Here is a 23,530-nt window from a genome sequence, read left to right as displayed (position 1 = left end):
AGCCTCCTCGATCAAGCGGTGGCATCGCAGCCCGCCAGCGCGCGACTGGAGCCCGAGGGACAATTGAGCGGTGAAGGTTGAGCTCCTGGTCGTCGATTCCTGCCCCAACGAGGCACCCGCCCGCGCCGCACTACAACGCGCCCTGGATCACGCCGGGATCAACGCGCCGATCGCCACTGTGATGATCGGCGACGCGGACCAGGCCCAGGCGCGCGGCTTCGTCGGGTCGCCGTCGTTCTACATCGACGGCCGGGACCTCTTTCCTGCGCCCCAAGCGCACCCAGGGGTTGCCTGCCGCGTCTACCCCTCGCCCGCGGGAGGGTTGCGCGGCGTGCCTGCCGACCATGAGCTGACGGCAGCGCTCGAAGAGCACGCCGCGCACTGACGCCCCAACCGACCGTCACCCCAACGCTGCTCACGTTTCGGAACGGCCCCTCACAGCCGGAGAAGCAGGACTACCCCCCTGGTGACGCCGGATCGCTCGGATCGTCAGCGGAGCGCCAACGGCCGCGGGCAGGAACCAGAACGACCAGTCCGGCAACCGTTCCCACACCGGCAGATGTGGCCCGTTGTCGACGTAGAACGCCGTCAGCATCGCGACGTACGCCAGGCTCATCCACGCGATATGCGCGCCGTCGCTCCCACCACGGCGCCGGTTGCGCCACCCGAGCGCTGCGGCCGATAGCGCGCTCGCACCAAGCGCCGCCAGATGCGCAGTCGCGGGCCAACGGATCACCGTCATGACGGCCATCGTGGCAAACAACGCGACGATTCCGACGAGGAAGACGCGTCCTGCACCCATGTGCCAGGCGCCACCCTTGCGAGTCAGCATCGCGACCAGGCCCGCGAGAACCGCCGTGACCCCGGCCGCGATGTGCACAAGGAGGGCGAACGCGAACACCGGCCCCGCGTCCGGCACAGGAAGACCGGGAATGTCGACCACGATTGCCTCCGAAGGCTCCGCTGCCGCCCCGGCTCCAGAGTCTCACCGATCAGCTCCGCTGGTCCCAGCGTTGGCGAACTCCAACAAGCGCGCCCACCCAGTCAAAACTGACCGTTTCTGACGCGGCCGGACCGCGCGCTCGACGCGCCGACGACACGCCGCTCAAAAACCCCGTTCAAAACCCCCGCCGGTTCAGAACCTCCGGCGGGGGTTTTCGCTACGGTCGTGGCATGGCGATCACCTTCGGCTACGCGCGGGTCTCGACGTCGACGCAGAACCTCGACGGACAGCGCGACGCGCTCCTCGCGGCCGGCGTCGACGCGCGGCATCTGCGGGTCGAAACCGCGTCCGGCCGCCACGACGACCGACCGGTCCTTGCAGCGCTCATGGCCGAGCTCGACGAGGACGACTCCGTCGTCGTGACGAAGCTCGACCGCCTCGGGCGAAGCGTGTCCCACCTCGTGCGCGTCGTCGACGAGCTGGAGCGCCGCGGAGTCGCCCTGCGGTCGCTGTCCGAGCAGATCGACACCAGCACGTCGGCCGGCCGGTTCATGGTGCACATGCTCGCCGCGCTCGCCCAGATGGAGGCCGACCTCATCCGGGAACGCACCCTCGACGGCCTGGCGGCCGCGCGCTCGCGCGGACGGGTCGGCGGGCGCCCGACCGTGATGTCGCCGGAACGACTCGCCACGGCGCGAGCATCCGTCGCCGGCGGACAGTCTGTGGCCGCCGTCGCGCGGGCGCTCGGAGTGTCGGTATCCACGGTCCGCCGACACCTCGCCGGCCATGCGTGATGTTCAAGGCATCGCCGCCGAACCGCTGCGCGAGGCTCGGTCGGCCCAGGAACTCGCACCTCACGAGCACGCACCCCTACCAGTTTGCAGGAGGTGTGCAGCAGGGCCGTTCTGCCGGCCGTCCCGAGGTCGGAACGTGCTCTAGGAGCCGGAGGCTCCGCGCGCCTCGAGCGGGATCAACGGCGTCCTGCCGCGAGCCGCGATCTCCTGGACCGCCCACGTGTTGCCGTCCGGGTCGGTGAACCCGAAGAACGTGCCGCCGTCACCGGGTGCGACCTGCCGCACCTCCGACGCGTCGACGCCCCTCGCCACGAGCTCGGCCCTGGCGGCCGCCGCGTCGGCGACGACCAGCTGCAGCCCGTGCATCGACCCCGGCGCCATCTCCCGCTGGGCCGGCAGGTCGCCCACCACGACCGAGCATCCCGAGCCCTCGGGCGTCAGCTGCACGACGTGCATGTGCTCGGTGCGGGTGTCGTGGTCGAGATGGAACCCGACCTGGTCGCGGTAGAAAGCGACCGCGCGGTCGATGTCGCTCACCGGGAGGATGACGACCTCCAGAGTCATGTCCATGGCGAAACCCTTCGTCGTGGTCGGTGTCGTCCTGTCGACCCCGCCAGGGCGAAGGAGTCATCGCTCCCCCCGGTCGGCGCGTGCCCGCCGGGCCGGCTCAGGTCGACTGGATCTGGATGAGGTTGCCGCAGGTGTCGTCGAAGACCGCCGTGGTGACCGGGCCCGCATCCAGGGGCTCCTGGGTGAACTCCACGCCGAACAGGCGCAGCCGGTCGTACTCGGCGTGCACGTCGTCGACGGCGAAGGACGCGGCCGGGATGCCGTCGGCCACCAGGGCCTCCTTGTACGGGCCGACCGCCGGGTGGCTGGACGGTTCCAGCAGCAGCTCGACGCCGTCCGGCTCCTCCGGCGAGACGACGGTGAGCCACCGGTCCGTCCCGACCGGCACGTCGTGCTTCGTGGTGAAGCCCAGCACGTCCGTGTAGAAGTGCAGGGCCTGCTCCTGGTCGTCGACGAAGACGCTCGTCAGGTGGATTCTCATGCGGTGTCCTCCCGGTGGGGTCGGGTCCAGCGCTCGGCGAGGTGCTCGAGCGGCGCGGCGTCCAGGTCGTGGAACTTGTAGCGGCCCTCGCGCCGGCTCACGACGAGCCCGGCCGCCTCGAGCACGGCGAGGTGCTGCGACACGGCCTGACGCGAGATGGCGAGCCCGTGCTTCTGGCTCAGGCGCGTGCAGATCTCGAACAGTGTCTGCCCGGACCGCTCGGCGAGCTCGTCGAGGATGGTCCGGCGCGTGGCGTCGGCCAACGCCTTGAAGAGTTCGTCCGCCATGCCGACGACGATAGGTAAGCGGACACTTGCATGTCAAGGGATCGCCGCCGCTCCCCCGCCCTGCCCACGCCGACAACGGTATGAAACTTCCTTCATCAGTTGGATCCACATGGGGAAACTCTTGACGTCGACCCGCCCGGCTCCTAACGTCCAGCACAGGCGCACCTGGACAACGACGTCCAGCGGTCACCACCGTCGCGCCGTCCGACACAGGAGGATCTCGTGAAGGATCCAGGAAACCGGCGCCTCGTGCGCTCGACGGCGATGGTGGCGGGCGCCGGCCTGCTGCTCGCGGCCGTCACGCCCGCGCAGGCCAGCACCCACGACGCGTCGAGCGGCGACGCCGCGGACATCCCCGCGATGGTCGACGCCATGACGCTGGACGAGAAGATCGGCCAGATGACGTGGACGCACGTCTACGGCTCGTCCGCCGACGACACGTCCATGTCCGCCAGCAACCAGGCACGCTACGGCGTGGACACGCCCGCCGAGGTGGTCGAGAAGTACGACCTCGGCGGCGTGCTCTACTTCGCCTGGTCGGGCAACACCGCCGACCCGCAGCAGGTCAACGGGCTGTCGAACGGGTTGCAGGAGGCGGCCCTCGGCGACGACGGGCCGGGCATCCCTCTGGCCGTGACGATCGACCAGGAGGGCGGCCTCGTCGCACGCATCGGGCCGCCGGCCACCCAGCTGCCCGGCAACATGGCCCTCGGCGCCACGTTCGACCCGAAGCTCGCGTTCAAGCAGGGCAAGATCCTGGGCTCCGAGCTGGACGCCATGGGCGTGAACGTCGACTTCGCGCCCGTGCTCGACGTCAACACCAACCCGGAGAACCCGGTCATCGGCATCCGGTCGATGGGTGCGGACCCGGCCGCGGTCAGCGCGCTCGGCGTCGCTCAGATCGCCGGCATCCAGAAGCACATCGGCGCGACGGCGAAGCACTTCCCGGGTCACGGCGACACCGAGACCGACTCCCACTACGGGCTGCCGGTCGTCACCTACGACCGGGAGACGCTCGACGACCACCTCGCGCCGTTCCGGGCCGCGATCGCCGCCGACGTCGACATGATCATGACGGCGCACATCATCGTCGAGGCGATCGACCCCGACCTGCCCGGCACCCTCTCCCCCGCCGTCCTCACCGGGCTGCTGCGCGAGGAGATGGGCTACGACGGGATCATCACCACCGACGCCCTCGACATGGCCGCGATGACCGACAACTGGTCGCAGGCGGAGATGTCGGTCATGGCGATCCAGGCCGGCTCCGACATCCTGCTCAACTCCCCCGACGTCGACGCCTCCATCGCCGGCGTCAAGCAGGCGGTGGCCGACGGGGCGATCACCGAGGAGCGGCTGGACGAGTCGGTCACCCGCATCCTCGAGTGGAAGGCCGAGCGCGGCGTCCTCGACGACCCGTTCGCCGACCCCGCCGAGGTCGACGCCGTCGTCGGGAACGACGAGCACCTGGAGCAGGCGGCGAAGATCGCGGACCGCTCGATCACGCTGCTGCGCAACGAGCAGCGGACCCTCCCGCTGGACGCCGACGACGACACCGTCCTCATGGTCGGCGCCGGCGCCGCATGGCCGGAACGGCTCGGCCCGATGCTCGCCGACCGTGGGTTCGACGTGAGCGAGGACTACGAGAACGGCAGCTCGCCGTCCGCGGCCTACCGCGCCCGCGCCGTGGCCGCCGCGGCCGACGCCGACGCGGTCGTCTTCGCGTCGTACAACGCCAGCGGCAACACGGCGCAGCAGCAGATGGTCGAAGCGCTGGCCGCGACCGGCAAGCCCGTGATCGTGGTCGCGGCTCGCAACCCGTACGACGTCAACGTGTTCGACGACGCCGACGCGGTGCTGAACAGCTACGGGTACAACGTCGTCAACTACGCCGCAGTGGTGCGGGCGCTGGCGGGCGACATGAACCTGCGGGGCACGCTCCCGGTCGCGGTGCCCACGGCGGACGGCAGCGGTGAGCTGCTGCCGCTCGGGTACGGGCTGCGCTACGGCGGCCCGGGCCACGGCCGGGGCTGACGGGCCGCGGACGGTCACAGTGTCGGCGGGCGCAGCGAGCGCCGCGCCCGCCGACTCCCTCTCGCACGACCTCGTGGAAGGCAGCTGACATGAATCGACGCAACTGGAAGAGCGTGGCCGTGGGGGCCGCGCTCGCGGTGGGGGTCACCGCCCCGCTCGCGGTGGGTGAGCCGGCAGACCGCGGATGGCCCTCGAAGGGACGCGGGCAGCTCGAGCTCGGGGTTGAGCGGCTCCTGGACGACCCGGGGTTGCTGGAGGGGCAGCGGGTGGGTCTCGTCACCAACCCCACGGGCGTGACGCAGGACCTGACGTCCACCATCGACGCGCTCGTGGCGGGTGAGGAGGCGGGCGGCTACGACGTGACGGCCCTCTACGGTCCGGAGCACGGGGTGCGTGGCGGCGTGCCGGCGGGCGCCTACGTGGAGAGCTACGTCGACGAGCGCACCGGCCTGCCGGTGTACTCGCTGTACGGGCCGACGCGGAAGCCGTCGCCGGAGATGCTGGAGGACGTGGACGTGCTCGTCTTCGACATCCAGGACATCGGCGCCCGCTTCTACACGTACATCTGGACGATGTACTACGCGATGGAGGCCGCGGCGGAGAACGGCAAGGAGTTCGTCGTCCTCGACCGGCCGAACCCGCTGGGCGACGAGGCGGACGGCCCGATCCTCGACTACCCCGAGCTGAGCTCGTTCGTCGGGCTGCGGGAGATCCCGCTGGAGCACGGCCTGACCGTCGGGGAGCTCGCGCAGTACTTCAACGGTGAGCTGCTGGAGACGCCGGCGGACCTCGAGGTCGTGCGGATGTCCGGCTACCGCTCGGGTGACATCCGCACCGACTGGGACATGCCCTGGGTGCTGCCCTCGCCGAACATCCCCACCCGGGAGACGGCGCTGGTGTACCCGGGGACGGGTCTCATCGAGTCGATCAACGTGTCGGAGGGCCGCGGGACCACGAAGCCCTTCCTGTGGTTCGGGGCGCCGTACATCGACGAGACGGAGTCGTACGCGCTCGCGCAGGACCTCAACGCGCGCGGGCTGGATGGCGTGACCTTCCGTCCGGCGTCGGCGACCCCGTCGGCCAGCAAGCACGCCGGGAAGTTCTCCGGCGGTCTGGAGATCCACATCACCGACGCCGAGGAGTACGAGTCGCTGCGGGTGGGCCTGCACGTCCTGGACGCCTTGTTCACGCAGATCGACGAGGTGGACTGGCGGGAAGGGACGGCCTGCCGCACCGCGCAGGACGAGTGCTGGATCGACCTGCTGAGCGGGTCGAAGGACGTCCGCGCCCAGCTCGAGGCCGGTGTCGACCCCGACACGATCGTCGCGGGTTGGGAGGACGGGCTCGAGGAGTTCGAGGAGGGTGCGGAGCCGTACCGGCTCTACCGCCGCTGATCGTCACGGCAGGGCACGGGCCACGTGATGGTGACGACCTGGCGCGGCCGGGTCGTCACCATCGCGTGGCCAGCGACGTGACGACGTCGGCGGCCGGCACGGCCTCGGCCGCACGGAAGCCGGTGCCGGCCCACAGGTGGAGGCGGTCCGCGTCGCCGGCGGCGCCCGCGCGACGGCGCAGCTCGCGCGTGAGGTGGTGCACCTGCGGGTAGCCGGCGGGTGCGAGGGCGTCGTGCCGCGCGGCGAAGTCGTTGCGCAGGGCCCTGGCCGGCCGGCCGGTGAACGCGCGCGTCACGACCGTACCGGTGAACCGCGGGGACGCCAGCGCGTCACGGTGCGTCGCGGACGCCCCGGACTCGTCGGTGCGCAGCAGGAGCGTCCCGACGGCGACGGCCTGCGCCCCTGCCGTCCGCAGGCGTGCGACGGACGCCGGCCCGTCGACCCCGCCGGCCGCGACGAGCGGCAGACGGGTGGTGGCCGCCACGGCCGCCACGACGTCCGCCGTGTCGGCGTCGACGACGCTCCGCGCCGGGTCCCAGGTGCCGCTGTGGCCGCCTGCGGCCGGGCCCTGGACGACGAGCCCGTCGGCGCCGACCGCCTCCGCGGCCCGGGCCTCGTCCGGCGTCGTGACGGTCACGAGGACCACGGAGCCGGCCGCGCGGAGAGCGTCGACGTCGCGGGCCGGCGGCGGGCCGAACGTGAACGAGACCACGGGCACCGGCCGCTCGAGCAGGAGCGCCACCTTCGCCGCGAACCCGTCGTCGTCGTACGCGGCCAGCGCGTCCGGGGCGCCGGCGAGCTCGACCCCGTGCGTGGCGGCGTCGGGCGCGATCCGCGCCGCGTAGGCCGCGAGCGCCGCGGGGTCGGCGTCGTCGGGGCCGGGGACGAAGAGGTTGACGCCGAAGGGGCGGTCCCAGCGGGTGGCGGCGGCGACCTGGTCGGCGAGGGCGTCGGTGGTCTGGTAGCCGCCGGCCAGGAAGGCGAGGCCGCCGGCGTGGGTGACGGCGGAGGCGAGAGCGAGGGTGGTGGTCCCGCCGGCCATGGGGGCGGCGACGATCGGCAGAGGTGTGTCGAGGAGGGGGCGGCGGGTGGTCACTCCCCCACCCTAGGATCCGGGGCATGACGGGACCTGGCGGGGACACTGGAGAGGACACCGACCGGCTGGGCCGGGGTGTGCTGGTGGCGTTCGTGCGTGAGCACGGGGACGGCGTGCTGTCGACGGTGGGGCCGGACGGTGGGCCGCAGGCGGCGTACCTGGCGTTGGCGGTCACGGACGACGGCGTGCTGGTGCTGGACGCGCGTGCGTCGTCGCGGAAGGTGGCGAACCTGGTCGGTGAGTCGCGGGTGGCGGTGGTCGTCGGGGGTCGTGACGGGCGCACGCTGCAGTGCGAGGGCGTCGCGGACGTGCCGGAGGGTGCGGAGCGGGAGCGGTGTGCTGCGGCGTACCGGTCGGCGTTCCCGCAGTTCGCGGGGTCGTTGCGGGACCCGGGGGTCGTGGTGGTGCGGGTGCGGCTGTCGTGGGCGCGGTTCGGGGACTACCGGTCCGCTCCCCCGCTGGTGCGGGAGGCGGCGGGGGCCGAGCTGTCCTGAGGGCCGCCTCGGCCGGGTGCGCAGGTCGTCGTGCAGGTCGTCGTGCAGGGGGCCCTCATGCGGGGATGGCATCCTGTGCCCGCCGACGACCGAGCGAGAGGACAGGATGACCCGCCGTACCCGCACCCCTGCGTCCGCGGCCCCCGCCGAGGGTGTTGCCCTGCTCGTTCCTCCTGCCCCGGTGAGCGGGGCGGTAGCGGGCGTGCGGCCGAGCGGGGCGGGTGCCGGTCGTGCGCGGCTCGTCCTGGTCGGCGGGGTGCCGGGTGCGGGCAAGAGCACCGCCCTGGCCCGGATGTCGGCGGCGGTGCCGGGGGTGCGGGTGCTGGACTCGGAGGCGGCTCGGCGCCGGCTGCGGGGCTGGTTCCCGCAGGTGCCGTACCCGGTGCTGCGGCCCCTGGTGCACACGTGGCACGGCGTGCAGGTGCTGCGTGCGGTGGCCGCCGGCCCGGGCGGGGTGCGGGAGGCGTCCGGCGGGTGGGTCCTGCTGGTGCACGACCCGGGCACGCGCCGGCTGCGCCGCGGGGCTCTGGCGCTCCTGGCGCGGGTGCGGGGCTGGTCGCCGGTGCTCGTGATGCTGGACGTGGGTCTCGACGAGGCGCGGCGGGGGCAGCACGAGCGGGGTCGCGTGGTGCGGGGCGGCGCGTTCGGGCGGCACTGGCGCCGCTGGGAGGCGCAGCGCGCGCGGCTGGTGCGGGCGTCGACGACGCGGCGCCCGGCGGGCGGCTGGGACGCCGTCCACGTGGTCGACCGCCGGTCGGCGTCGACGGTGCTGGAGGCACTTGCCCGCCAGGCGCGGTGAGTCAGCGCCAGCCGAGCTCGGGTGCGACGTGCCGGACGACGTTCTCCAGGACGTGGGCGTTGTACTCGACGCCGAGCTGGTTCGGCACGGTGAGCAGCAGGGTGTCGGCGGCGGCCACGGCCTCGTCCCGGGCGAGGTCCGCCACGACCTGCTCGAGCTCTCCGGCGTAGGTCTTGCCGAACCGGGCGCGCCCGCCCTCGAGGATCCCCACCTGGTCGGTGCTGCCCGCCTCGGCGCCGAAGTAGGCGCGGTCGCGGTCGTCGGTGATCGGGAAGACGCTGCGCGACACGGACACGCGAGGTTCCCGCCGGTGCCCCGCGGCCGCCCACGCGTCGCGGAAGAGCTGGATCTGCTCGGCCTGCAGCTGGTGGAACGGCACCCCCGTGTCCTCGGTGAGGAGGGTGGAGCTCATGAGGTTCATCCCCTGCGCGGCCGCCCACTGCGCGGTGGCGCGGGAGCCGGCGCCCCACCACACGCGTTCGCGCAGACCGGGCGAGTGCGGTTCCAGGCGCAGCAGCCCCGGCGGGTTGGGGAACATGGGCCGGGGGTTCGGTTCGGCGAAGCCCTCGCCGTCGAGCAGCTCGAGGAAACGTGCGGTGTGCCGGCGCGCCATGTCGGCGTCCGACTCCTCGGCCGCGGGCAGGTGCCCGAAGTGGCGGTACCCGTCGATCACCTGTTCCGGGGACCCGCGGGAGATGCCGAGCTGCAGGCGCCCGCCCGCGATGAGGTCCGCCGCTCCGGCGTCCTCGGCCATGTACGGCGGGTTCTCGTAGCGCATGTCGATGACGGCCGTCCCCGCCTCGATCCGGTGGGTACGCGCGCCCACGGCCGCCAGGAGGGGGAACGGGGACGCGAGCTGGCGGGCGAAGTGGTGCACCCGGAAGTAGGCACCGTCGGCGCCGAGCTCCTCGGCGGCGACCGCCAGCTCGATCGACTGCGCCAGCGCGTCCGCGGCGGACCGGGTCGCCGACTGCGGGTGCGGCGTCCAGTGGCCGAACGACAGGAATCCGATGCGCTTCATGCTGCGCCCACCTCCTCGCGGTCGATCCTGCCCTGTCGCGCGCGTCCTCGCGGCACGAGGGACCGCAGATGGTGGTGCCTGCCGCGCTCCGGGCCCTCTACGGTGACCTCATGATCCTCGTCCACGACGCCGTTGGCGCCGCCGAGTCCCCTGCCGTCGTCCTCCTGCACGCCGGCGTCGCCGACCGGCGCATGTGGGACGCCGTCGTGCCGTCGCTGCAGCACAGGTTCCGGGTCGTGCGTCCCGACCTGCGCGGGTACGGCGAGTCCCCCCTGTCCCTCGACGACGCGGACGGCGGCGGGTACACGAACGCGGGCGACGTCGCCGCGCTGCTGGACGAGCTCGGCATCGAGGACGCGGCCGTCGTGGGCGCGTCGTTCGGCGGACAGGTGGCCCTCGAGCTCGCGACGGCGCACCCCGCACGGGTGCGCGAGCTGGTGCTGCTGTGCCCCGCGGCCCCGGGCGTCCCGGACACCGCGGCGTCGGACGCCTTCGACGCCGCGGAGCACCGGCTGCTGAGCGACGGCGACGTCGAGGGGGCCGTGCGGCTCAACGTCGACACGTGGCTCGGCCCGGACGCCGACGAGGACACGCGGACGGCGCTCGCGGCCATGCAGCGTCGGGCGTTCGAGGTGCAGCTCGCCGCCGACGCGGCCGCGAGCGCCGCGGGCGAGCCGGAGCCCGGGCCGCGCGAGGTCGAGATCGACCTGCCGGGGGTGAAGGTGCCCACGTACGTGGTGTCGGGGGCCCACGACATGGACCTGCTGCGCGCGTGCGCCGCGCACGTGGCCGCGCAGGTCCCGGGCGCGGAGCACACGGTCCTGGGGTGGGCGGGGCACCTGCCGGTGCTGGAGCGCCCGGACGCGGTGCGCGCGCTCCTGCTCGACGTCCTGCGCGACGACCCGACCGTGCACGCCCCCTGAGGCTCCGTGGCAGGGTCCGCGCCCCCTGCCGGAGGCGTCCGCCCCTCGCCGGTGTCACACCGGTGAAACACCGGCGGGCGAGGATGCCGCCGTGATCATCGCCCCCGAACCACCGGACCGTGCCGACGTGCGGGAGCTGTTGGACGAGCACCTCGCGGAGATGCGGGCGACGTCCCCGCCCGGGTCGGTGCACGCACTGGACCACGGAGCGCTGCTGGCGCCGTCGATCACCTTTCTGACCGCTCGGGACGGCGCCGGTGCGCTGCTGGGCTGCGGCGCGCTCGCCGAGCTCTCGACCGGCCGGGGTGCTGCACGCGGGCGGGGGCACGGCGAGCTGAAGTCGATGCGGACGTCGCGGGGCGCTCGCGGCCGCGGCGTGGGCGGTGGCGTCCTCGCGGCACTCGTCGACCTCGCGGCGCAGCGGCGGTACGCGCGGGTGAGCCTCGAGACGGGGGCGCAGGAGCACTTCGCCCCTGCCCGGCGGTTGTACGCGCGGCACGGGTTCGTCGAGTGCGGGCCGTTCGCCGGGTACGGGCCCGACGCGCACAGCGTCTTCATGACGCTCGCGCTCCCGGGGCGCGACCCGGTGTGAGACCCGGTGTGAGACCGGACCAGGGCACGCGACCGGGCGCACGACACCGCGCACGACACCGCACGGAGCACGGTGTGGGAGCCCGCGCCTAGCATCCCTGGCATGACGACCCCGCGGCCTGCTGCTCCCTCCCCGACCGACGCGCTGCCGGGCGGCCTCGGCCGGCGGTTCTCCTGGCGGGGTCGCCAGATCGCGTGGACGGCGTTCGGCGACGGCCCGCCGCTGGTGTTCTGCCATGGCACCCCGTGGTCGTCGTGGCTGTGGGCCCCGTACGCGCGCGCCCTGTCGGCGCAGTTCACGGTGCACCTGTGGGACATGCCGGGGTACGGCGCGTCGTCGATGCTCCCGGAGCACGACGTCGACCTGGGGGTGCAGGGCGAGGCCTTCGCCGCGCTGCTGGCGCACTGGGGCGACGGCTGGGGCGAGGCGCCGCACGTCGTCGCGCACGACTACGGGGGCGCGGTGTCGTTGCGGGCCGCCCTCCTGCACGACGCCCGGTACGCGTCGCTGTGCCTGGTCGACGTGGTGGCGCTGCGGCCCTGGGGCTCCCCCTTCTTCCGGCTGGTGCGCGACCACGCACCGGTGTTCGGCCGGCTGCCGCCGGCCGTGCACCGCGGGGCGCTGGAGGCGTACGTCGGCACGGCCAGCCACCGGGGGCTGCGTGACGACGAGCTCGAGGCGCTGGTCGTCCCGTGGCTCGGCGACGCCGGGCAGGCGGCCTTCTACCGGCAGATCGCGCAGGCCGACGAGCGGTACACCGCCGAGCTGGAGCCGCTGCTGGGTGACCTCGACGTCCCCACCCGCGTCCTGTGGGGCGAGCAGGACACCTGGATCCCCGCGGACCGCGCCGGCCGGCTGTCCGCGGCCCTCGGGCACGCCGAGGCGCGACTGATCCCGGACGCGGGGCACCTGATCCAGCTGGACGCCCCGGTCGCGCTCGCCACCGAGCTGCGTGGCTGGCTCGCCGAGGTCGGCGCCGGCCGCCGTTGAGCACCGGCCGCGCGCGGGTCAGCGAGCGTCGGGGGCGTCCCGTCGGGACCGCGCGACGGCCCGGCGCATCATCGAGCGCAGCACGGGCCCGTGCAGCGCGCCCACCGGCAGCCAGTACAGCCGCCCGCGCCAGCCGTGCAGGCGGACCACGGTGGTGACCTGCAGCATCCCGTCGTCGACCGCGACCCCGACCCAGAACTCCAGGTGCCGGTCGTGCTCGTGGGACAGCACCTCCCGCTCGTCCTCGGCCGCCACGGCGAACACGTCGGCCGCACTGCGGCGGGTGTTCGCCCCGACGACCCACGCCGTCGCCTGCCGCACCGCCATGAGGGCGACCACGGGCGGTGGCGCCGAGCGGAAGTCGAAGATCTGGTGCAGCCACCAGCGCGGCGACGCCGGGAGGCGGGAGCCGGTGGCGAGGACCGGGAGCCGGACGATCTGGACGTCGATGACGTCGGCGTCCGGGCACGCCTCGACGGCGAGCGACCTCGGCATCGACGGCACGGCTCAGTACCAGCCCGCGCGGGCGTGCTGGAAGATGAGGTTGGTCTCGGTGAGCGCCACGTCCGGGTCGGTGGACAGGTGCTCGATGACGAAGTCGTTGAGGGCGTCGCTGTCCGCGGCGGCGACGTGCACGAAGAAGTCGTGGGCCCCGCCGAGCAGGAACACGTTGAGCACGCCGGGCAGCTCGGCCAGGCGCTGCAGGTAGGCGCTCAGGCGGGTACGCGCCGTGCCACGCATCTGCACGGCGATCATGGCCTGCAGCGGGTGCCCGGCCCGCGCGGGGTCGACGTCGGCATGGAAGCCCCGGATCACGCCCCGCTCGCGCAGGCGTTGCACCCGGGTCAGGCAGGTGGACGGCGCGATGCCCGCCTTGGCCGCGAGCGCGTTGTTCGGGATGCGGGCGTCCTCCGCGAGCGCCGTCAGGAGCCGCTGGTCGACGTCGTCGAGGCGCTCGGACGTGCCAGCGCGTCGGTCCAGGCCCCAGGACCGGTCGTGGCGAAGATCCTTCGGTCGCGGCTGGCCGGGAACGGGGTTAGCAGAGCCTCGGGTCGGCATCCGGTCAATCTATCGAATGATGTGCGGAATTGTGGTGCCGCATCGAATCGCGCCGTCAGACTGGGGTGTGAGCGGGGTCACCATCTCCCGCGCGACGATCCCGGCCGGGCCACGAGCCGCGGCCCCCGAGCCCACGAAGGCGGACCTCATGCGCGTCGGCGTCCCGAAGGAAGTCAAGAACCACGAGTACCGGGTGGCGATCACCCCGGCCGGGGTGCACGAGCTCTCGGCGCACGGCCACGAGGTGCTGGTGCAGGCCGGCGCGGGGGCCGGTTCGTCGGTGGGCGACGACGAGTTCCGCGCGGCGGGCGCCGTGGTCGTGGCGGACGCCGACGAGGTGTGGGCGGCGGAGACCGTGCTCAAGGTCAAGGAGCCGGTCGCCTCGGAGTACGGGCGGATGCGTCCCGGGCAGGTGCTCTTCGCCTACCTGCACCTCGCGGCCGACAAGGCCCTCACCGAGGAGCTGTTGGCCCGCGAGGTGACCGCGATCGCGTACGAGACCGTGCAGACCGCCGACGGGCGACTGCCGCTGCTCGCCCCCATGTCCGAGGTCGCCGGGCGTCTCGCCCCGCAGGTGGGTGCCGCGACGCTGCTGCGCGCCGCCGGCGGGCGCGGCGTGCTGCTCGCCGGGGTGCCCGGCGTGCAGGCGGGGCACGTGGTGGTCATCGGTGCCGGGGTCGCCGGGATGAACGCCGCCCGCATCGCGGTCGGGCTCGGGGCGCGCGTCACCGTGCTGGACACCAGCGCCGACGCGCTCAAGGCCGCGGACCGCGAGCTCGGCGGCCGGGTGCAGACGCTCGCGTCGAACCGGCTCAACGTCACCGAGTCCGTCCTGGACGCCGACCTGGTGGTCGGCGCGGTGCTGGTGCCGGGGTCCCGGGCGCCCGTGCTGGTGCCGGACGAGCTCGTCGCCCGGATGAAGCCCGGCGCCGTCCTGGTGGACGTCGCGGTCGACCAGGGCGGCTGCTTCGAGGACACCCACGCCACCACGCACGCCGAGCCGACCTACCCCGTCCACGACACCGTCTTCTACTGCGTGGCGAACATGCCCGGCGCCGTTCCCCGCACGTCCACGTACGCGCTGACGAACGTCACGCTGCCCTACGCGGTGGCGCTCGCCGACGGGGGGTGGCAGGAGGCGCTGCGCCGCGACCCCGTCCTGGCGCGCGGCCTGAACACGCACGCGGGACGGGTGACGAACCCCGGCGTCGCCGAGGCGCACAGCCTGGACCCGCTCGACCTCGCCGAGGTCGTCTGACCCCACCCGCCTCGTATGCCCGTGCGGCCTCGTGCGTCAGGGCCGGCGGCGTGGCGGCACGGGCACCCGGTCGAGGTCGGCCGCCACCGTCAGGGTGCCGTCGAAGACCTCCCGCGCCTCGCGCTCGAACGCCTCCGGCAGCTCCTCGGGCACCCGGTAGCGCTGCGAGAAGTGGGTCAGCACCAGGTGGCGCACGCCGGCGCTCGCGGCGACCAGGGCCGCCTGCCGGCAGGTCAGGTGCCCCCACCGCTCGGCGAGGTCGGCGTCGCGGTGCAGGAACGTCGACTCGACGACGAGCAGGTCCACGCCGTCGGCGAGGGCGTGCACGGACTCGCACAGGCCGGTGTCCATGACGAACGCGACCGACTGACCCCGCCGGGGCACGCTCACGTCGGTGAGCCGGACGGTGCGCCCGTCGTCGAGCGCCAGCACCCCGTCGCGGCGCAGGCGGCCCACGGCCGGCCCGTGCGGCACCCCGGCGGCCCGCAGCGCCGCCGGGTCGAGCGAGACGCCGTCCGGCTCGTCGAGCCGGTAGCCGATCGTGTCGATGCGGTGCGCCAGCGGCCGGGTGCTGAGCACCGGCGCCCCCGGCTCGTCGCCCCGCTCGCCGGGCACCCGCGGCAGCACGACGGCGCCCGGCGCGACGGCCGGGACGGGCTGGAGCACGACCCGCTCGTGGTGGTCGTAGGCGCTGGCGTCCAGCAGGTGGCGCACCCACGGCTCCCCGGACGCGGGGAACGACACCGGCACGGTGTGGCGCACCTGGTCGCCGGACAGGCGCTGGGCGACGCCCGCCAGCCCGAGCGAGTGGTCGCCGTGCAGGTGGGTGATCGCGATCCGCGTCAGGTCCGTCGCGGAGACTCCCGCGCGCGTCATCTGCCGTTGGGTGCCCTCGCCGGGGTCGAACAGGATCGCCGCGTCGTCGAAGAACAGCACGTACCCGTTGTGGTTGCGGTCGCGGGTGGGCAGCATGCTCGCGGTGCCGAGCACGACGAGCTCACGCCGGGACACGGCGCCCGCCGCGCGACGTCAGGAGGCCAGCGCGCGACCGACGGCCCGCACCAGCCCCGTGGTGTCGAGCGCGCCGTGCCGGTAGCGGGCCGCGGCCGCGGCGACCGCCTCGGCGACGCCCGGACGCACGCCGCCCCGCCCGCGCGACCACAGGGCACGGTCGAAGACCGCGGTGCGACGCACGGGCCCGCGGCGCAGGCGCCCCGTGAGCCGCGCCGTCGGCGCGGGGGCCTGGCTCGACGTCACCCGCCCGGCGAGGACCGAGGGCCGGTAGCGGGCACCCGGGTCCCACCGCAGGTCACCGCGCTGTGTGGGGTGGGCACGACCGTCGTGGGACATGCCCACATCGTGGCCCCGGCCCGCGAGCGCCGCAAGGGGGCCGGCGACGCTCCCGGGCGTCGCGCGCCGCGGCGCTCAGGCGTCGGGGTAGCCCTGCGGGTTGGCGGACTGCCAGCGCCACGTGTCGGCGCACATGTCGTCGATGGTGCGGGTGGCGCGCCAGCCCAGCTCGGTGTTGGCCCGGGCCGGGTCGGCCCAGAAGGCGGGCAGGTCGCCGGCGCGGCGCGGGCCGACCTCGTACGGCAGCTCGCGGCCCACGGCCCGCTCGAACGCGTGCAGCATCTGCAGCACGGACGTCCCCGTGCCGGTGCCGAGGTTGAACGCGCGCACCGGCTGCGTCATGGCGTCCAGGTGCTCCAGCGCCGCGACGTGGCCCGCGGCGAGGTCCTCGACGTGCAGGTAGTCGCGCTCGCAGGTGCCGTCCGCCGTCGGGTAGTCGTCTCCGAACACGGTCAGCTTCTCGCGGCGGCCGACGGCCACCTGCGCGATGAACGGCATGAGGTTGTTCGGGATGCCCTGCGGGTCCTCCCCGATCCGGCCCGAGGCGTGCGCGCCCACCGGGTTGAAGTAGCGCAGCAGCGCGACCTTCCAGCCCTCGCTGATGTGTGCGACGTCGGACAGCACGCGCTCCACCATGACCTTGGTCTGCCCGTACGGGGACGACGAGGACAGGTGCTCGTAGTCTTCCTGGTACGGCACGGGGGCGTTCTCGCCGTAGACCGTGGCGGACGAGGAGAACACGAACTTCGTCACGCCGTGCCGGTTCATCGCGTCCACCAGCGCGAAGGTGGAGTCCAGGTTGTTGCGGTAGTACTCCAGCGGCTTGGAGACCGACTCCCCCACCGCCTTGAACCCGGCGAAGTGGATCACCGCGTCGAGCTGCTCGTGCGCGAACAGCCGCTCGGTCTTGTCGGCGTCGGTCAGGTCGAACGCGTGCACCGGGACATGGGTGCCCGACAACGACTCCAGGCGCCCGATCACGGCGGGCTTGCTGTTGGAGAAGTCGTCGACCACGACGACGTCGTGACCGGCGGCGAGCAGGGCGAGGACGGTGTGCGAGCCGATGTAGCCGGCCCCACCGGAGACGAGAACGCGCATGGGCCCCAGCCTAGAGGTGCCGCCGCTGACGCTTGCCGCCGGTCTCGCGGCCCGGTCTCGCGGCCCGGTCTCGCGCCTCAGTTGCCGCCGAGGAGCTCCGTGAAGCTCGGCGTCGCCGCGAACGGGTCGGCCGGCCCGTCGTTCTCGCGCACGGACACCCGGCGGGCCAGCTCGCGCCCCGCGCGGGCGATCCGTCGCGGCAGTCCGGCGCCCTGGTCGTCGGCGCTCGCAGCCCAGTCGTCGGTGGCGGCGAACACACTGGTCGGTACGACGTCGGCGCGCAGGTAGGTGAACAGCGGCCGCATCGCGTACTCCAGCGCCAGCGAGTGGCGGGCGGTGCCGCCCGTCGCGCCGAGCAGCACCGGCATCCCGGTCAGCGCGTCGGGGTCGACCACGTCCCAGAACGACTTGAACAGCCCCGAGTAGCTCGTGGTGAACACCGGGCTGACGGCGATCAGGCCGTCGGCGCCCGTCACGTCCTCGAGGGCGCGCGCCAGGTCACCGGTCGGGAAGCGGGTGAGCATGGCGTCGACGACGGCGTGGGCGACGTCGCGCAGCTCGACCGTCTCCACCCGCACCTCGTGCCCGAGGTCCTCGAGCTCGCGCACGGTGGCGTCGGCGAGCCGGTCGGCGAGCAGGCGCGTGGACGACGGCTGGGACAGCCCGGCCGACACGACGGCGAGCGTGCGCCGCGTGCCGGTCGCGCCCGGTGCGCCCAAGGTGTCGGGGATCTCGGGGGTGGTCATGCGCGTGCCTCCTGCTGGGTGTGCTGCGACGCGGGCTGCTGCGTGCCCTCGGCAACGGTACCGGTGTACGGGTCGGCCGTGTCGCCCACGTGCGTGGCGCCGGCCTCGCCGGCGGCGGCCGCAGCCGCGACGCGCTCGGCGTGCGACGGCGGGTTCGCCGGCACGTCGTCCGCCGGCCGCTTGGCCTCGGCGATCCGGCGCAGCTCGGGCACGACCTCGCCCGCGAGCAGGTCGATCTGCTCCAGCACGGTCTTCAGGGGCAGGCCCGCGTGGTCGACGAGGAACAGCTGGCGCTGGTAGTAGCCGACCTCCTCGACGAACGACGCGTACCGGTCGATGACCTGCTGCGGCGAGCCGACGGTCAGCGGGGTCTGCTGCGTGAAGTCCTCCATCGACGGCCCGTGCCCGTAGACGGGGGCGTTGTCGAAGTAGGGCCGGAACTCGTTCCACGCGTCCTGCGAACGCTTGCGCATGAACGCCTGGCCGCCGAGGCCGACGATCGCCTGGTCGGCGCGCCCGTGGCCGTAGTGCTCGAAGCGCTGGCGGTAGAAGCGCACCATCTGCCGGGTGTGGTGCATGGGCCAGAAGATGTTGTTGTGCAGGAACCCGTCACCGTAGAACGCGGCCTGCTCGGCGATCTCGGGGCTGCGGATGGAGCCGTGCCACACGAACGGGGGCACGCCGTCCAGGGGGCGCGGGGTGGAGGTGAAGCCCTGCAGCGGCGTGCGGAACTTGCCCTCCCAGTCCACGACGTCCTCGGTCCACAGGCGGCGCAGCAGGGCGTAGTTCTCGATCGCGAGCGGGATGCCCTCGCGGATGTCCTTGCCGAACCAGGGGTAGACGGGGCCCGTGTTGCCGCGGCCCATCATGAGGTCCATGCGGCCGTCGGAGATGACCTGGAGCATCGCGTACTCCTCGGCCAGGCGGACCGGGTCGTTCGTGGTGATCAGGGTGGTCGCCGTCGACAGCGTGATGTGCTTCGTGACGCCGGCCAGGTAGCCCAGCATCGTGGTCGGCGAGGACGCCACGAACGGCGGGTTGTGGTGCTCCCCGGTCGCGAACACGTCCAGGCCGGCCTCGTCGGCGTGCCGGGCGATCGTGAGCATGTTGCGCACGCGCTCGGTGTCGTCCGGGGTGTGGCCGGTGGTGGGGTCCGTGGTGACGTCGCTGACGGAGAAGATCCCGAACTGCACGATGTGGCTCCCTGCTCGTCGTCCTGTGCTCGCCGTGTGCGGGCCTGACGGACCACGCGGCGGTTCATGCAAATACATGTACACGGTCCCCAACAGGCTGGGGTGTCCCGTTGTTCCCGCCCCGTCCGAGCTCTGTCCGAGCTCTGTCGAGACCGTCCCCCTCTCGACCGGGACGGGCCGCGCGGCGTGACGTCCCGCACAAACCGGGCGCCTGCGGGGGTCTCGAGTTGCGTACGGCGCCGCGACTGGCCAGCCTGAGGTGCACCGCTGCGTCCACCGGCACCCGCGCCCCGCGCGGGACCTCGCCGCTGGACGAACCGGACCTCACTTCACGGGACCTTCACGCACCTGCGGAACAAGCGTCGCACGGCTCGCGTTGGACCCTCAGGCCCCATTCCCATCGACCTCAGGAGGACGACATGCCGGACCGGTCCCTGCGCGGCATGAGCATCGGCAGCAAGAGCATGGAGTCCGACGAGGGCGTGGACTTCGCCCCGCGGTTCCAGGCGCACTACGACTGCCCCAACGGTCACACCATCATCCTGCCCTTCTCCACCGAGGCCGAGGTGCCGCCGGTGTGGGAGTGCCGCTGCGGCGAGGAGGCGCTCCTGCGCGACGCCGAGCGCCCGGAGCCCAAGGCGGGCAAGCCCCAGCGCACCCACTGGGACATGCTGCTGGAGCGCCGCACGGTCTCCGAGCTGGAGGAGCTGCTCGACGAGCGCCTCGAGCTGCTGCGGGCCGGCAAGCTGCGCCGCAGCGCCTGACGGCGGCCCACGCGGCACACGTCACGAACCGCGAAGGGCGGGCACCCACCGGGTGCCCGCCCTTCGCGCGTCTCGCCGCCGCGAGGGTCACACGGAGCGCTCCGCCGCCCCGCGACGGCGCAGGCCGGCCACGAGGCCGCCCACCACCACGACGACCGCCAGGGCGCCCACGACCCACCCCGGCCAGAAGCCCGCGCGGACGGCGGGCGTCAGCTCGGTGCGCAGCGGCAGGTCCGCCACGAGGTGGTCCGCGGTGAACAGCTGGGTGCGAGCCACCAGCGTGCCGTCGGGGGCCACCACGCCGCTGACCCCGACGGTCGAGATCTGCACGGCCGCACGCCCCGTGGTGATCGCCTGCAGCCGCGTCATCGCGAGCTGCTGCGTGGACTCCGCCGTGTACCCGAAGGACGCGTTGTTGGTGGGCACCACCAGCACCTGCGCGCCGCGCTCCACGGCGTCGCGCACGATCTCGTCGTAGGCCACCTCGAAGCAGATCACCGTCGCCATCGGCACCGTCGTCGGGCCGGGCGCGCGCCCGAGGGCCGCGCCGTCGACCGGCAGGTCGATCAGCGCCGGCTCGGTGCCCGCGATCATGTCGGTGGTGACCCGGTCGACCTGGGCGCTGAACACCCGCACGATGTCGCGGATGGGGATGTACTCGGCGAACGGGGCCGGGTGCTGCTTGGCATACCGGTCGGTCACGCCCTCGCCCGGCTCCCACAGCAGGGACACGTTGTACCTGCCGCCCGAGGCCGGGTACTCCTGCGCGCCCACGAGGATCGGCGCGCCCACGCCGCGCGCGGACGCGTCGATCGCCGCCCCCACGTCCGACGCCTGCTGCGGGTCCAGGTCGGACCCGTTCTCCGGCCACAGCACCACGTCGACGTCCCGGTCGCCGTCCGGGCCCGCCGCGTAGTCGCCCGCGTCCTGCTCGGCCGCGATCGCGTCGGTGCCGGCCAGGTGGTTGCCCAGCACCTCCGCCCGGTTCGCGAAGGAACCCTCCCCCGGCTCGGACACGTTGCCCTGAACCGCGCCGGCACGCAGCACCCCCGCCTGCGCCGTCGCCGTCCCCGCGTCGACCACCGTGCCGACGTGGCCCGGGTCGTCGGCGACCGTGACCTCGCGCGTGCCGGCGTCGGAGGCGACGGGCAGCAGGCCCGGACCGGCCACGAGCACGCCGGCGGCCGCGACCAGGGCGACGGCGCTCGCGGCCGCACGCCGCGCGGGCACGACGCCGCGGCGCAGCTGCAGCAGGCGCCCGACGGCGAGGGCGAGCAGCACCCCGGTGGCTGCGACGAGCAGGGACACGAGCGTCGTCGAGCCGAGCCAGGCCGCCTGGCCGGTCGGCGCGGCGGCGACCGCCCACGCGAGCCGGCCCCAGGGGAAGCCGCCGAAGGGGATCTCCGAGCGCCACTGCTCGACGGCGACGAACAGGACGGCGAAGACCACCGCCTGCGTGGCGGCGTTGCGCCCGACCCACCGCCAGCGGCGCGCCCAGGTCCACAGCGCGCCGAAGCCGGCGAGGAACGCCGCCTCGAGCACGGACAGCGCGGCCCACGGCACGGGGTCGGTGGCGAACCAGGCCCACCAGATGTGCGGCAGCCAGAACGTCAGGCCCGCGACGAGGCCCACCAGGGCGTTCCAGCTGGCCGCGCGACGTCCGCCGCGGCGCATGGCGGCGTACAGCAGCCCCGTCGCGACGAACGCGAGCGGCCACGCGCCCACGTCCGGGAACGACGCCCACAGCGCGGCACCGGCCGCGACCGCGAGCAGCAGCGTGACCGGCTTCGAGGTCCAGCGGTCGGCGTGCGGTGTCGGTACCGCGGCGGTGGTGGCGGTCGTGCTGGGCTGGGACACCCCCGCAGGGTACGTGACGTCCCTGGGCCCGGTGCTGGTCGCGGCGGAGCTCATCGGTCAGTCGAACGTGTCGTGCAGGACGACACCGTCGCGCACCGTCTGGAGGCACTGCGGCTCGGGCGCGCCCTCGGACAGGTCGGGCAGCAGCGGCTGCCCGGCGCGCGCCTCCGGGTTCCACTGCGAGAGCCGGCCCTCGGCGGACTGCACCGCGAGCTGCTCCGCCCGCCACACCGCCAGGTGGGCGGGCGCGCCGACCCGCAGCTCGCCCGCGCCCGTGTGGTCGAGCCCGGCGAGCCGCCAGCCGCCGCGGGTGTGGGCCCGGAACGCGGACCGCGCCGAGATCCGCTGCGTCGTGTCCTCGTGGGTCAGGGTGGCGCGCACGCCCTGCCACGGGTCGAGCGGGGTCACGGGCGTGTCCGAGCCGAACGCCAGCGGCACCCCGGCGCTCGCCAGGTCCGCGAAGGGCGACAGGTTCGAGGCGCGCGCCACGCCCAGCCGGCCGGCGTACATCCCGCGGCTGCCGCCGAACGTCGAGTCGAACGCCGGCTGCACCGACAGCGCCACCCCGTACAGCAGCAGCGCCGCGAGCGCGGACGCGTCGACGAACAGGGCGTGCTCGAGGCGGTGGTGGGCCGCGCGCAGCGTGGACGGGCCGTGCTCGTCGGCGACGAGCTCCAGGCCGCGCACGACCTCGTCCATCGCGCGGTCGCCGATCACGTGGAACCCGCCCTGGGTGCCGGCGGCGGAGCAGGCGGCCAGGTGCGCGGCGATCTCCTCGGCGCTCAGGAACAGCCGGCCGTCGGCGGGCGCCCCGGCCGGCCCCGGCAGCACGTCGGCGTACGGCTGGCGCAGCGCGGCCGTGCGGGAGCCGATCGACCCGTCGGCGCACAGGTCGCCGGCGATGCCGGTGAGGAACGGCAGGTCGGCCAGCAGCTGGCGGGCGTCGTCCGGCGTCTCGCACAGCTCGCCGCGGTAGGCGACGACGTGCGGCAGCGCCCCGGCCGGGTCGGCCGTGAGGGCGACGAGCTCGCGCAGCCCGTCGCGGGTGTCCATGTTCGGCTCGCTCATCTCGTGCAGGCCGACGATGCCGCGGGCCGCCGCGGCGGCCAGGGCCGTGCGGTAGGCGCGGCTGCGGCGCCCGGGCGACACCTGCCGCACGACGCCCGAGACGGCGTGGTGCGCCTCGCCGGTCACCACGCCGGTCCCGGAAGGGTCCCAGCCGGGCAGGGACTCGAGGCCGGCGACGCGCGCCAGCGCGGAGGACACCACCGCCGAGTGGCCGTCCACCCGCGACGCGTACACGGGCCGGCCGCCGCAGGCGGCGTCGAGGTCGTCGCGGCTGAGGGGGCGGCGCTCGGGCCACGCCTGCTCGTCCCACCCGAAGGCGAGCAGCACCTCCGCGCCGCCGGGGTCGGACCCGTCCAGCTCGCGGGCTCCCGCGGCGAGCGCGTCGAGGGCCGCGGCGTGGGTCGTCACGCCCGCGTGCGCGCTCAGGTCGACCGACTCGGCCGCCAGCCCCGTCTCGAGCACGTGCACGTGCGCGTCGACGAAACCCGGCGTCACCAGCGCCCCGTCGAGGTCGATCACGCGGTCGGCGCGAGCGGCGAGCCCGGCGGCCGTGTCCTCGGCGCCCAGCCACGTCACGACGCCGTCGTCGACGAGGAGGGCCTCGGCGAAGGGGTCGGCGGGCGAGTGGACGACTCCGTTGCGATACAGGGTGGACGTCACGGCCTGCACTCTAGGGCACTCGCGGCCCGATTCCTTCACGGATCCCCCACAGCGCCCGCGCA

The 23,530-nt window shown here is 74.1% G+C and carries 26 protein-coding genes; 11 read left to right on the top strand and 15 right to left on the bottom strand.

The genetic code is table 11. From position 1 onward, the window contains the following. Positions 1-70 precede the first annotated feature (70 nt). Complete coding sequence (locus IEW03_RS07755; protein ID WP_188523064.1) at positions 71-385, top strand: hypothetical protein; 315 nt, start codon at positions 71-73, stop codon at positions 383-385. Positions 386-415: 30 nt separating this feature from the next. Here IEW03_RS07755 and IEW03_RS07750 read toward each other — a convergent pair whose 3' ends face one another. Continuing rightward, positions 416-943, bottom strand: a complete 528-nt coding sequence (locus IEW03_RS07750) for a DUF2306 domain-containing protein (protein WP_229737810.1) — start codon at positions 941-943, stop codon at positions 416-418. A gap of 230 nt (positions 944-1,173) precedes the next feature. Here IEW03_RS07750 and IEW03_RS07745 point away from each other — a divergent pair, with 230 nt between their 5' ends. Then, positions 1,174-1,737 (top strand): recombinase family protein, encoded by a 564-nt coding sequence (locus tag IEW03_RS07745; RefSeq protein ID WP_188523063.1) that lies wholly within the window; start codon positions 1,174-1,176, stop codon positions 1,735-1,737. A gap of 141 nt (positions 1,738-1,878) precedes the next feature. Here IEW03_RS07745 and IEW03_RS07740 read toward each other — a convergent pair whose 3' ends face one another. From IEW03_RS07740 to IEW03_RS07730, 3 genes are all read right to left on the bottom strand, one after another. Next, the gene (locus tag IEW03_RS07740) at positions 1,879-2,307 is read right to left on the bottom strand and encodes a VOC family protein (RefSeq protein ID WP_188523062.1); all 429 of its coding nucleotides are present in this window, start codon (positions 2,305-2,307) and stop codon (positions 1,879-1,881) included. Positions 2,308-2,404: 97 nt separating this feature from the next. Continuing rightward, complete coding sequence (locus tag IEW03_RS07735) at positions 2,405-2,788, bottom strand: VOC family protein (protein WP_188523061.1); 384 nt, start codon at positions 2,786-2,788, stop codon at positions 2,405-2,407. Further along, positions 2,785-3,075: an ArsR/SmtB family transcription factor gene (locus IEW03_RS07730; RefSeq protein ID WP_188523060.1), complete on the bottom strand. Its 291-nt coding sequence runs from the start codon at positions 3,073-3,075 to the stop codon at positions 2,785-2,787. The genes IEW03_RS07735 and IEW03_RS07730 overlap by 4 nt, the downstream gene beginning before the upstream one ends. Positions 3,076-3,297: 222 nt before the next feature. Between IEW03_RS07730 and IEW03_RS07725 the strand changes: the two genes are divergently transcribed. Next, the gene (locus IEW03_RS07725; RefSeq protein WP_229737808.1) at positions 3,298-5,106 is read left to right on the top strand and encodes a glycoside hydrolase family 3 protein; all 1,809 of its coding nucleotides are present in this window, start codon (positions 3,298-3,300) and stop codon (positions 5,104-5,106) included. Positions 5,107-5,195: 89 nt separating this feature from the next. Continuing rightward, entirely contained in the window at positions 5,196-6,500 is a 1,305-nt protein-coding gene (locus IEW03_RS07720) for an exo-beta-N-acetylmuramidase NamZ family protein (protein WP_188523059.1), read from the top strand. 55 nt (positions 6,501-6,555) lie between these two features. On the opposite strand, the gene IEW03_RS07715 is transcribed toward IEW03_RS07720, so the two are convergent. Then, entirely contained in the window at positions 6,556-7,596 is a 1,041-nt protein-coding gene (locus tag IEW03_RS07715; RefSeq protein WP_268236081.1) for a nitronate monooxygenase, read from the bottom strand. A gap of 23 nt (positions 7,597-7,619) precedes the next feature. Here IEW03_RS07715 and IEW03_RS07710 point away from each other — a divergent pair, with 23 nt between their 5' ends. Together IEW03_RS07710 and IEW03_RS07705 are read left to right on the top strand one after the other, a co-directional pair. Further along, on the top strand, positions 7,620-8,090 hold the full coding sequence (locus tag IEW03_RS07710; RefSeq protein ID WP_188523058.1) for a pyridoxamine 5'-phosphate oxidase family protein: 471 nt from the start codon (positions 7,620-7,622) through the stop codon (positions 8,088-8,090). 181 nt (positions 8,091-8,271) lie between these two features. Beyond that, positions 8,272-8,889 (top strand): AAA family ATPase, encoded by a 618-nt coding sequence (locus IEW03_RS07705; protein ID WP_188523057.1) that lies wholly within the window; start codon positions 8,272-8,274, stop codon positions 8,887-8,889. A gap of 1 nt (position 8,890) precedes the next feature. On the opposite strand, the gene IEW03_RS07700 is transcribed toward IEW03_RS07705, so the two are convergent. Next, positions 8,891-9,910: an LLM class flavin-dependent oxidoreductase gene (locus IEW03_RS07700; RefSeq protein WP_188523056.1), complete on the bottom strand. Its 1,020-nt coding sequence runs from the start codon at positions 9,908-9,910 to the stop codon at positions 8,891-8,893. A 110-nt stretch (positions 9,911-10,020) separates the two neighbouring features. On the opposite strand from IEW03_RS07700, the gene IEW03_RS07695 reads away from it, so the two are divergent. From IEW03_RS07695 to IEW03_RS07685, 3 genes are all read left to right on the top strand, one after another. Continuing rightward, complete coding sequence (locus tag IEW03_RS07695; protein ID WP_188523055.1) at positions 10,021-10,833, top strand: alpha/beta fold hydrolase; 813 nt, start codon at positions 10,021-10,023, stop codon at positions 10,831-10,833. Between the two features lie 91 nt (positions 10,834-10,924). After that, entirely contained in the window at positions 10,925-11,425 is a 501-nt protein-coding gene (locus tag IEW03_RS07690; RefSeq protein WP_229737806.1) for a GNAT family N-acetyltransferase, read from the top strand. A gap of 102 nt (positions 11,426-11,527) precedes the next feature. Further along, positions 11,528-12,415 carry an alpha/beta fold hydrolase gene (locus tag IEW03_RS07685; RefSeq protein WP_188523054.1) on the top strand — a complete coding sequence of 296 codons (888 nt, stop codon included), beginning with the start codon at positions 11,528-11,530 and terminating at the stop codon, positions 12,413-12,415. Positions 12,416-12,433: 18 nt separating this feature from the next. Here IEW03_RS07685 and IEW03_RS07680 read toward each other — a convergent pair whose 3' ends face one another. Together IEW03_RS07680 and IEW03_RS07675 are read right to left on the bottom strand one after the other, a co-directional pair. After that, positions 12,434-12,910 carry a DUF2867 domain-containing protein gene (locus IEW03_RS07680; protein ID WP_188523053.1) on the bottom strand — a complete coding sequence of 159 codons (477 nt, stop codon included), beginning with the start codon at positions 12,908-12,910 and terminating at the stop codon, positions 12,434-12,436. A gap of 12 nt (positions 12,911-12,922) precedes the next feature. Further along, on the bottom strand, positions 12,923-13,474 hold the full coding sequence (locus IEW03_RS07675; protein WP_188523052.1) for an Lrp/AsnC family transcriptional regulator: 552 nt from the start codon (positions 13,472-13,474) through the stop codon (positions 12,923-12,925). 148 nt (positions 13,475-13,622) lie between these two features. Here IEW03_RS07675 and ald point away from each other — a divergent pair, with 148 nt between their 5' ends. After that, entirely contained in the window at positions 13,623-14,732 is a 1,110-nt protein-coding gene (ald, locus tag IEW03_RS07670) for an alanine dehydrogenase (protein WP_188523182.1), read from the top strand. Positions 14,733-14,768: 36 nt separating this feature from the next. On the opposite strand, the gene IEW03_RS07665 is transcribed toward ald, so the two are convergent. From IEW03_RS07665 to IEW03_RS07645, 5 genes are all read right to left on the bottom strand, one after another. Further along, positions 14,769-15,743, bottom strand: coding sequence for a ribonuclease Z (locus IEW03_RS07665; RefSeq protein ID WP_188523051.1), 975 nt, complete (start codon positions 15,741-15,743; stop codon positions 14,769-14,771). Positions 15,744-15,761: 18 nt separating this feature from the next. Then, positions 15,762-16,082: a hypothetical protein gene (locus IEW03_RS07660; RefSeq protein WP_188523050.1), complete on the bottom strand. Its 321-nt coding sequence runs from the start codon at positions 16,080-16,082 to the stop codon at positions 15,762-15,764. A 75-nt stretch (positions 16,083-16,157) separates the two neighbouring features. Next, positions 16,158-17,180 (bottom strand): UDP-glucose 4-epimerase GalE, encoded by a 1,023-nt coding sequence (galE, locus tag IEW03_RS07655; protein ID WP_188523049.1) that lies wholly within the window; start codon positions 17,178-17,180, stop codon positions 16,158-16,160. Between the two features lie 77 nt (positions 17,181-17,257). After that, the gene (locus IEW03_RS07650) at positions 17,258-17,926 is read right to left on the bottom strand and encodes an FMN reductase (RefSeq protein WP_188523048.1); all 669 of its coding nucleotides are present in this window, start codon (positions 17,924-17,926) and stop codon (positions 17,258-17,260) included. Beyond that, positions 17,923-19,119, bottom strand: a complete 1,197-nt coding sequence (locus IEW03_RS07645) for an LLM class flavin-dependent oxidoreductase (RefSeq protein ID WP_188523047.1) — start codon at positions 19,117-19,119, stop codon at positions 17,923-17,925. Before IEW03_RS07645 ends, IEW03_RS07650 begins: the two co-directional genes overlap by 4 nt. Before the next feature lie 419 nt (positions 19,120-19,538). On the opposite strand from IEW03_RS07645, the gene IEW03_RS07640 reads away from it, so the two are divergent. Continuing rightward, complete coding sequence (locus IEW03_RS07640) at positions 19,539-19,883, top strand: RNA polymerase-binding protein RbpA (protein WP_188523046.1); 345 nt, start codon at positions 19,539-19,541, stop codon at positions 19,881-19,883. A gap of 87 nt (positions 19,884-19,970) precedes the next feature. On the opposite strand, the gene lnt is transcribed toward IEW03_RS07640, so the two are convergent. After that, positions 19,971-21,740 (bottom strand): apolipoprotein N-acyltransferase, encoded by a 1,770-nt coding sequence (gene lnt, locus IEW03_RS07635; protein ID WP_229737793.1) that lies wholly within the window; start codon positions 21,738-21,740, stop codon positions 19,971-19,973. A 57-nt stretch (positions 21,741-21,797) separates the two neighbouring features. Continuing rightward, positions 21,798-23,468, bottom strand: a complete 1,671-nt coding sequence (locus IEW03_RS07630) for an amidohydrolase (RefSeq protein WP_188523044.1) — start codon at positions 23,466-23,468, stop codon at positions 21,798-21,800. Positions 23,469-23,530 lie beyond the last annotated feature (62 nt).

Source organism: Isoptericola cucumis (genome assembly GCF_014635665.1).
GTDB lineage: Bacteria > Actinomycetota > Actinomycetes > Actinomycetales > Cellulomonadaceae > Isoptericola > Isoptericola cucumis.
The sequence above is the reverse complement of the archived record's forward strand: the minus strand, read 5'-3'. Positions and strand labels throughout refer to the sequence as shown.

Coding starts and splice junctions, on each gene's coding strand:
- IEW03_RS07640 (WP_188523046.1), top strand. CDS start 19,539: ATGCCGGACCGGTCCCTGCGCGGCATGAGCATCGGCAGCAAGAGCATG.
- IEW03_RS07740 (WP_188523062.1), bottom strand. CDS start 2,307: ATGGACATGACTCTGGAGGTCGTCATCCTCCCGGTGAGCGACATCGAC.
- IEW03_RS07700 (WP_188523056.1), bottom strand. CDS start 9,910: ATGAAGCGCATCGGATTCCTGTCGTTCGGCCACTGGACGCCGCACCCG.
- IEW03_RS07685 (WP_188523054.1), top strand. CDS start 11,528: ATGACGACCCCGCGGCCTGCTGCTCCCTCCCCGACCGACGCGCTGCCG.
- IEW03_RS07745 (WP_188523063.1), top strand. CDS start 1,174: ATGGCGATCACCTTCGGCTACGCGCGGGTCTCGACGTCGACGCAGAAC.
- IEW03_RS07675 (WP_188523052.1), bottom strand. CDS start 13,474: ATGCCGACCCGAGGCTCTGCTAACCCCGTTCCCGGCCAGCCGCGACCG.
- IEW03_RS07695 (WP_188523055.1), top strand. CDS start 10,021: ATGATCCTCGTCCACGACGCCGTTGGCGCCGCCGAGTCCCCTGCCGTC.
- IEW03_RS07710 (WP_188523058.1), top strand. CDS start 7,620: ATGACGGGACCTGGCGGGGACACTGGAGAGGACACCGACCGGCTGGGC.
- IEW03_RS07680 (WP_188523053.1), bottom strand. CDS start 12,910: ATGCCGAGGTCGCTCGCCGTCGAGGCGTGCCCGGACGCCGACGTCATC.
- IEW03_RS07730 (WP_188523060.1), bottom strand. CDS start 3,075: ATGGCGGACGAACTCTTCAAGGCGTTGGCCGACGCCACGCGCCGGACC.
- IEW03_RS07660 (WP_188523050.1), bottom strand. CDS start 16,082: ATGTCCCACGACGGTCGTGCCCACCCCACACAGCGCGGTGACCTGCGG.
- IEW03_RS07720 (WP_188523059.1), top strand. CDS start 5,196: ATGAATCGACGCAACTGGAAGAGCGTGGCCGTGGGGGCCGCGCTCGCG.
- IEW03_RS07650 (WP_188523048.1), bottom strand. CDS start 17,926: ATGACCACCCCCGAGATCCCCGACACCTTGGGCGCACCGGGCGCGACC.
- IEW03_RS07735 (WP_188523061.1), bottom strand. CDS start 2,788: ATGAGAATCCACCTGACGAGCGTCTTCGTCGACGACCAGGAGCAGGCC.
- ald (WP_188523182.1), top strand. CDS start 13,623: ATGCGCGTCGGCGTCCCGAAGGAAGTCAAGAACCACGAGTACCGGGTG.
- galE (WP_188523049.1), bottom strand. CDS start 17,180: ATGCGCGTTCTCGTCTCCGGTGGGGCCGGCTACATCGGCTCGCACACC.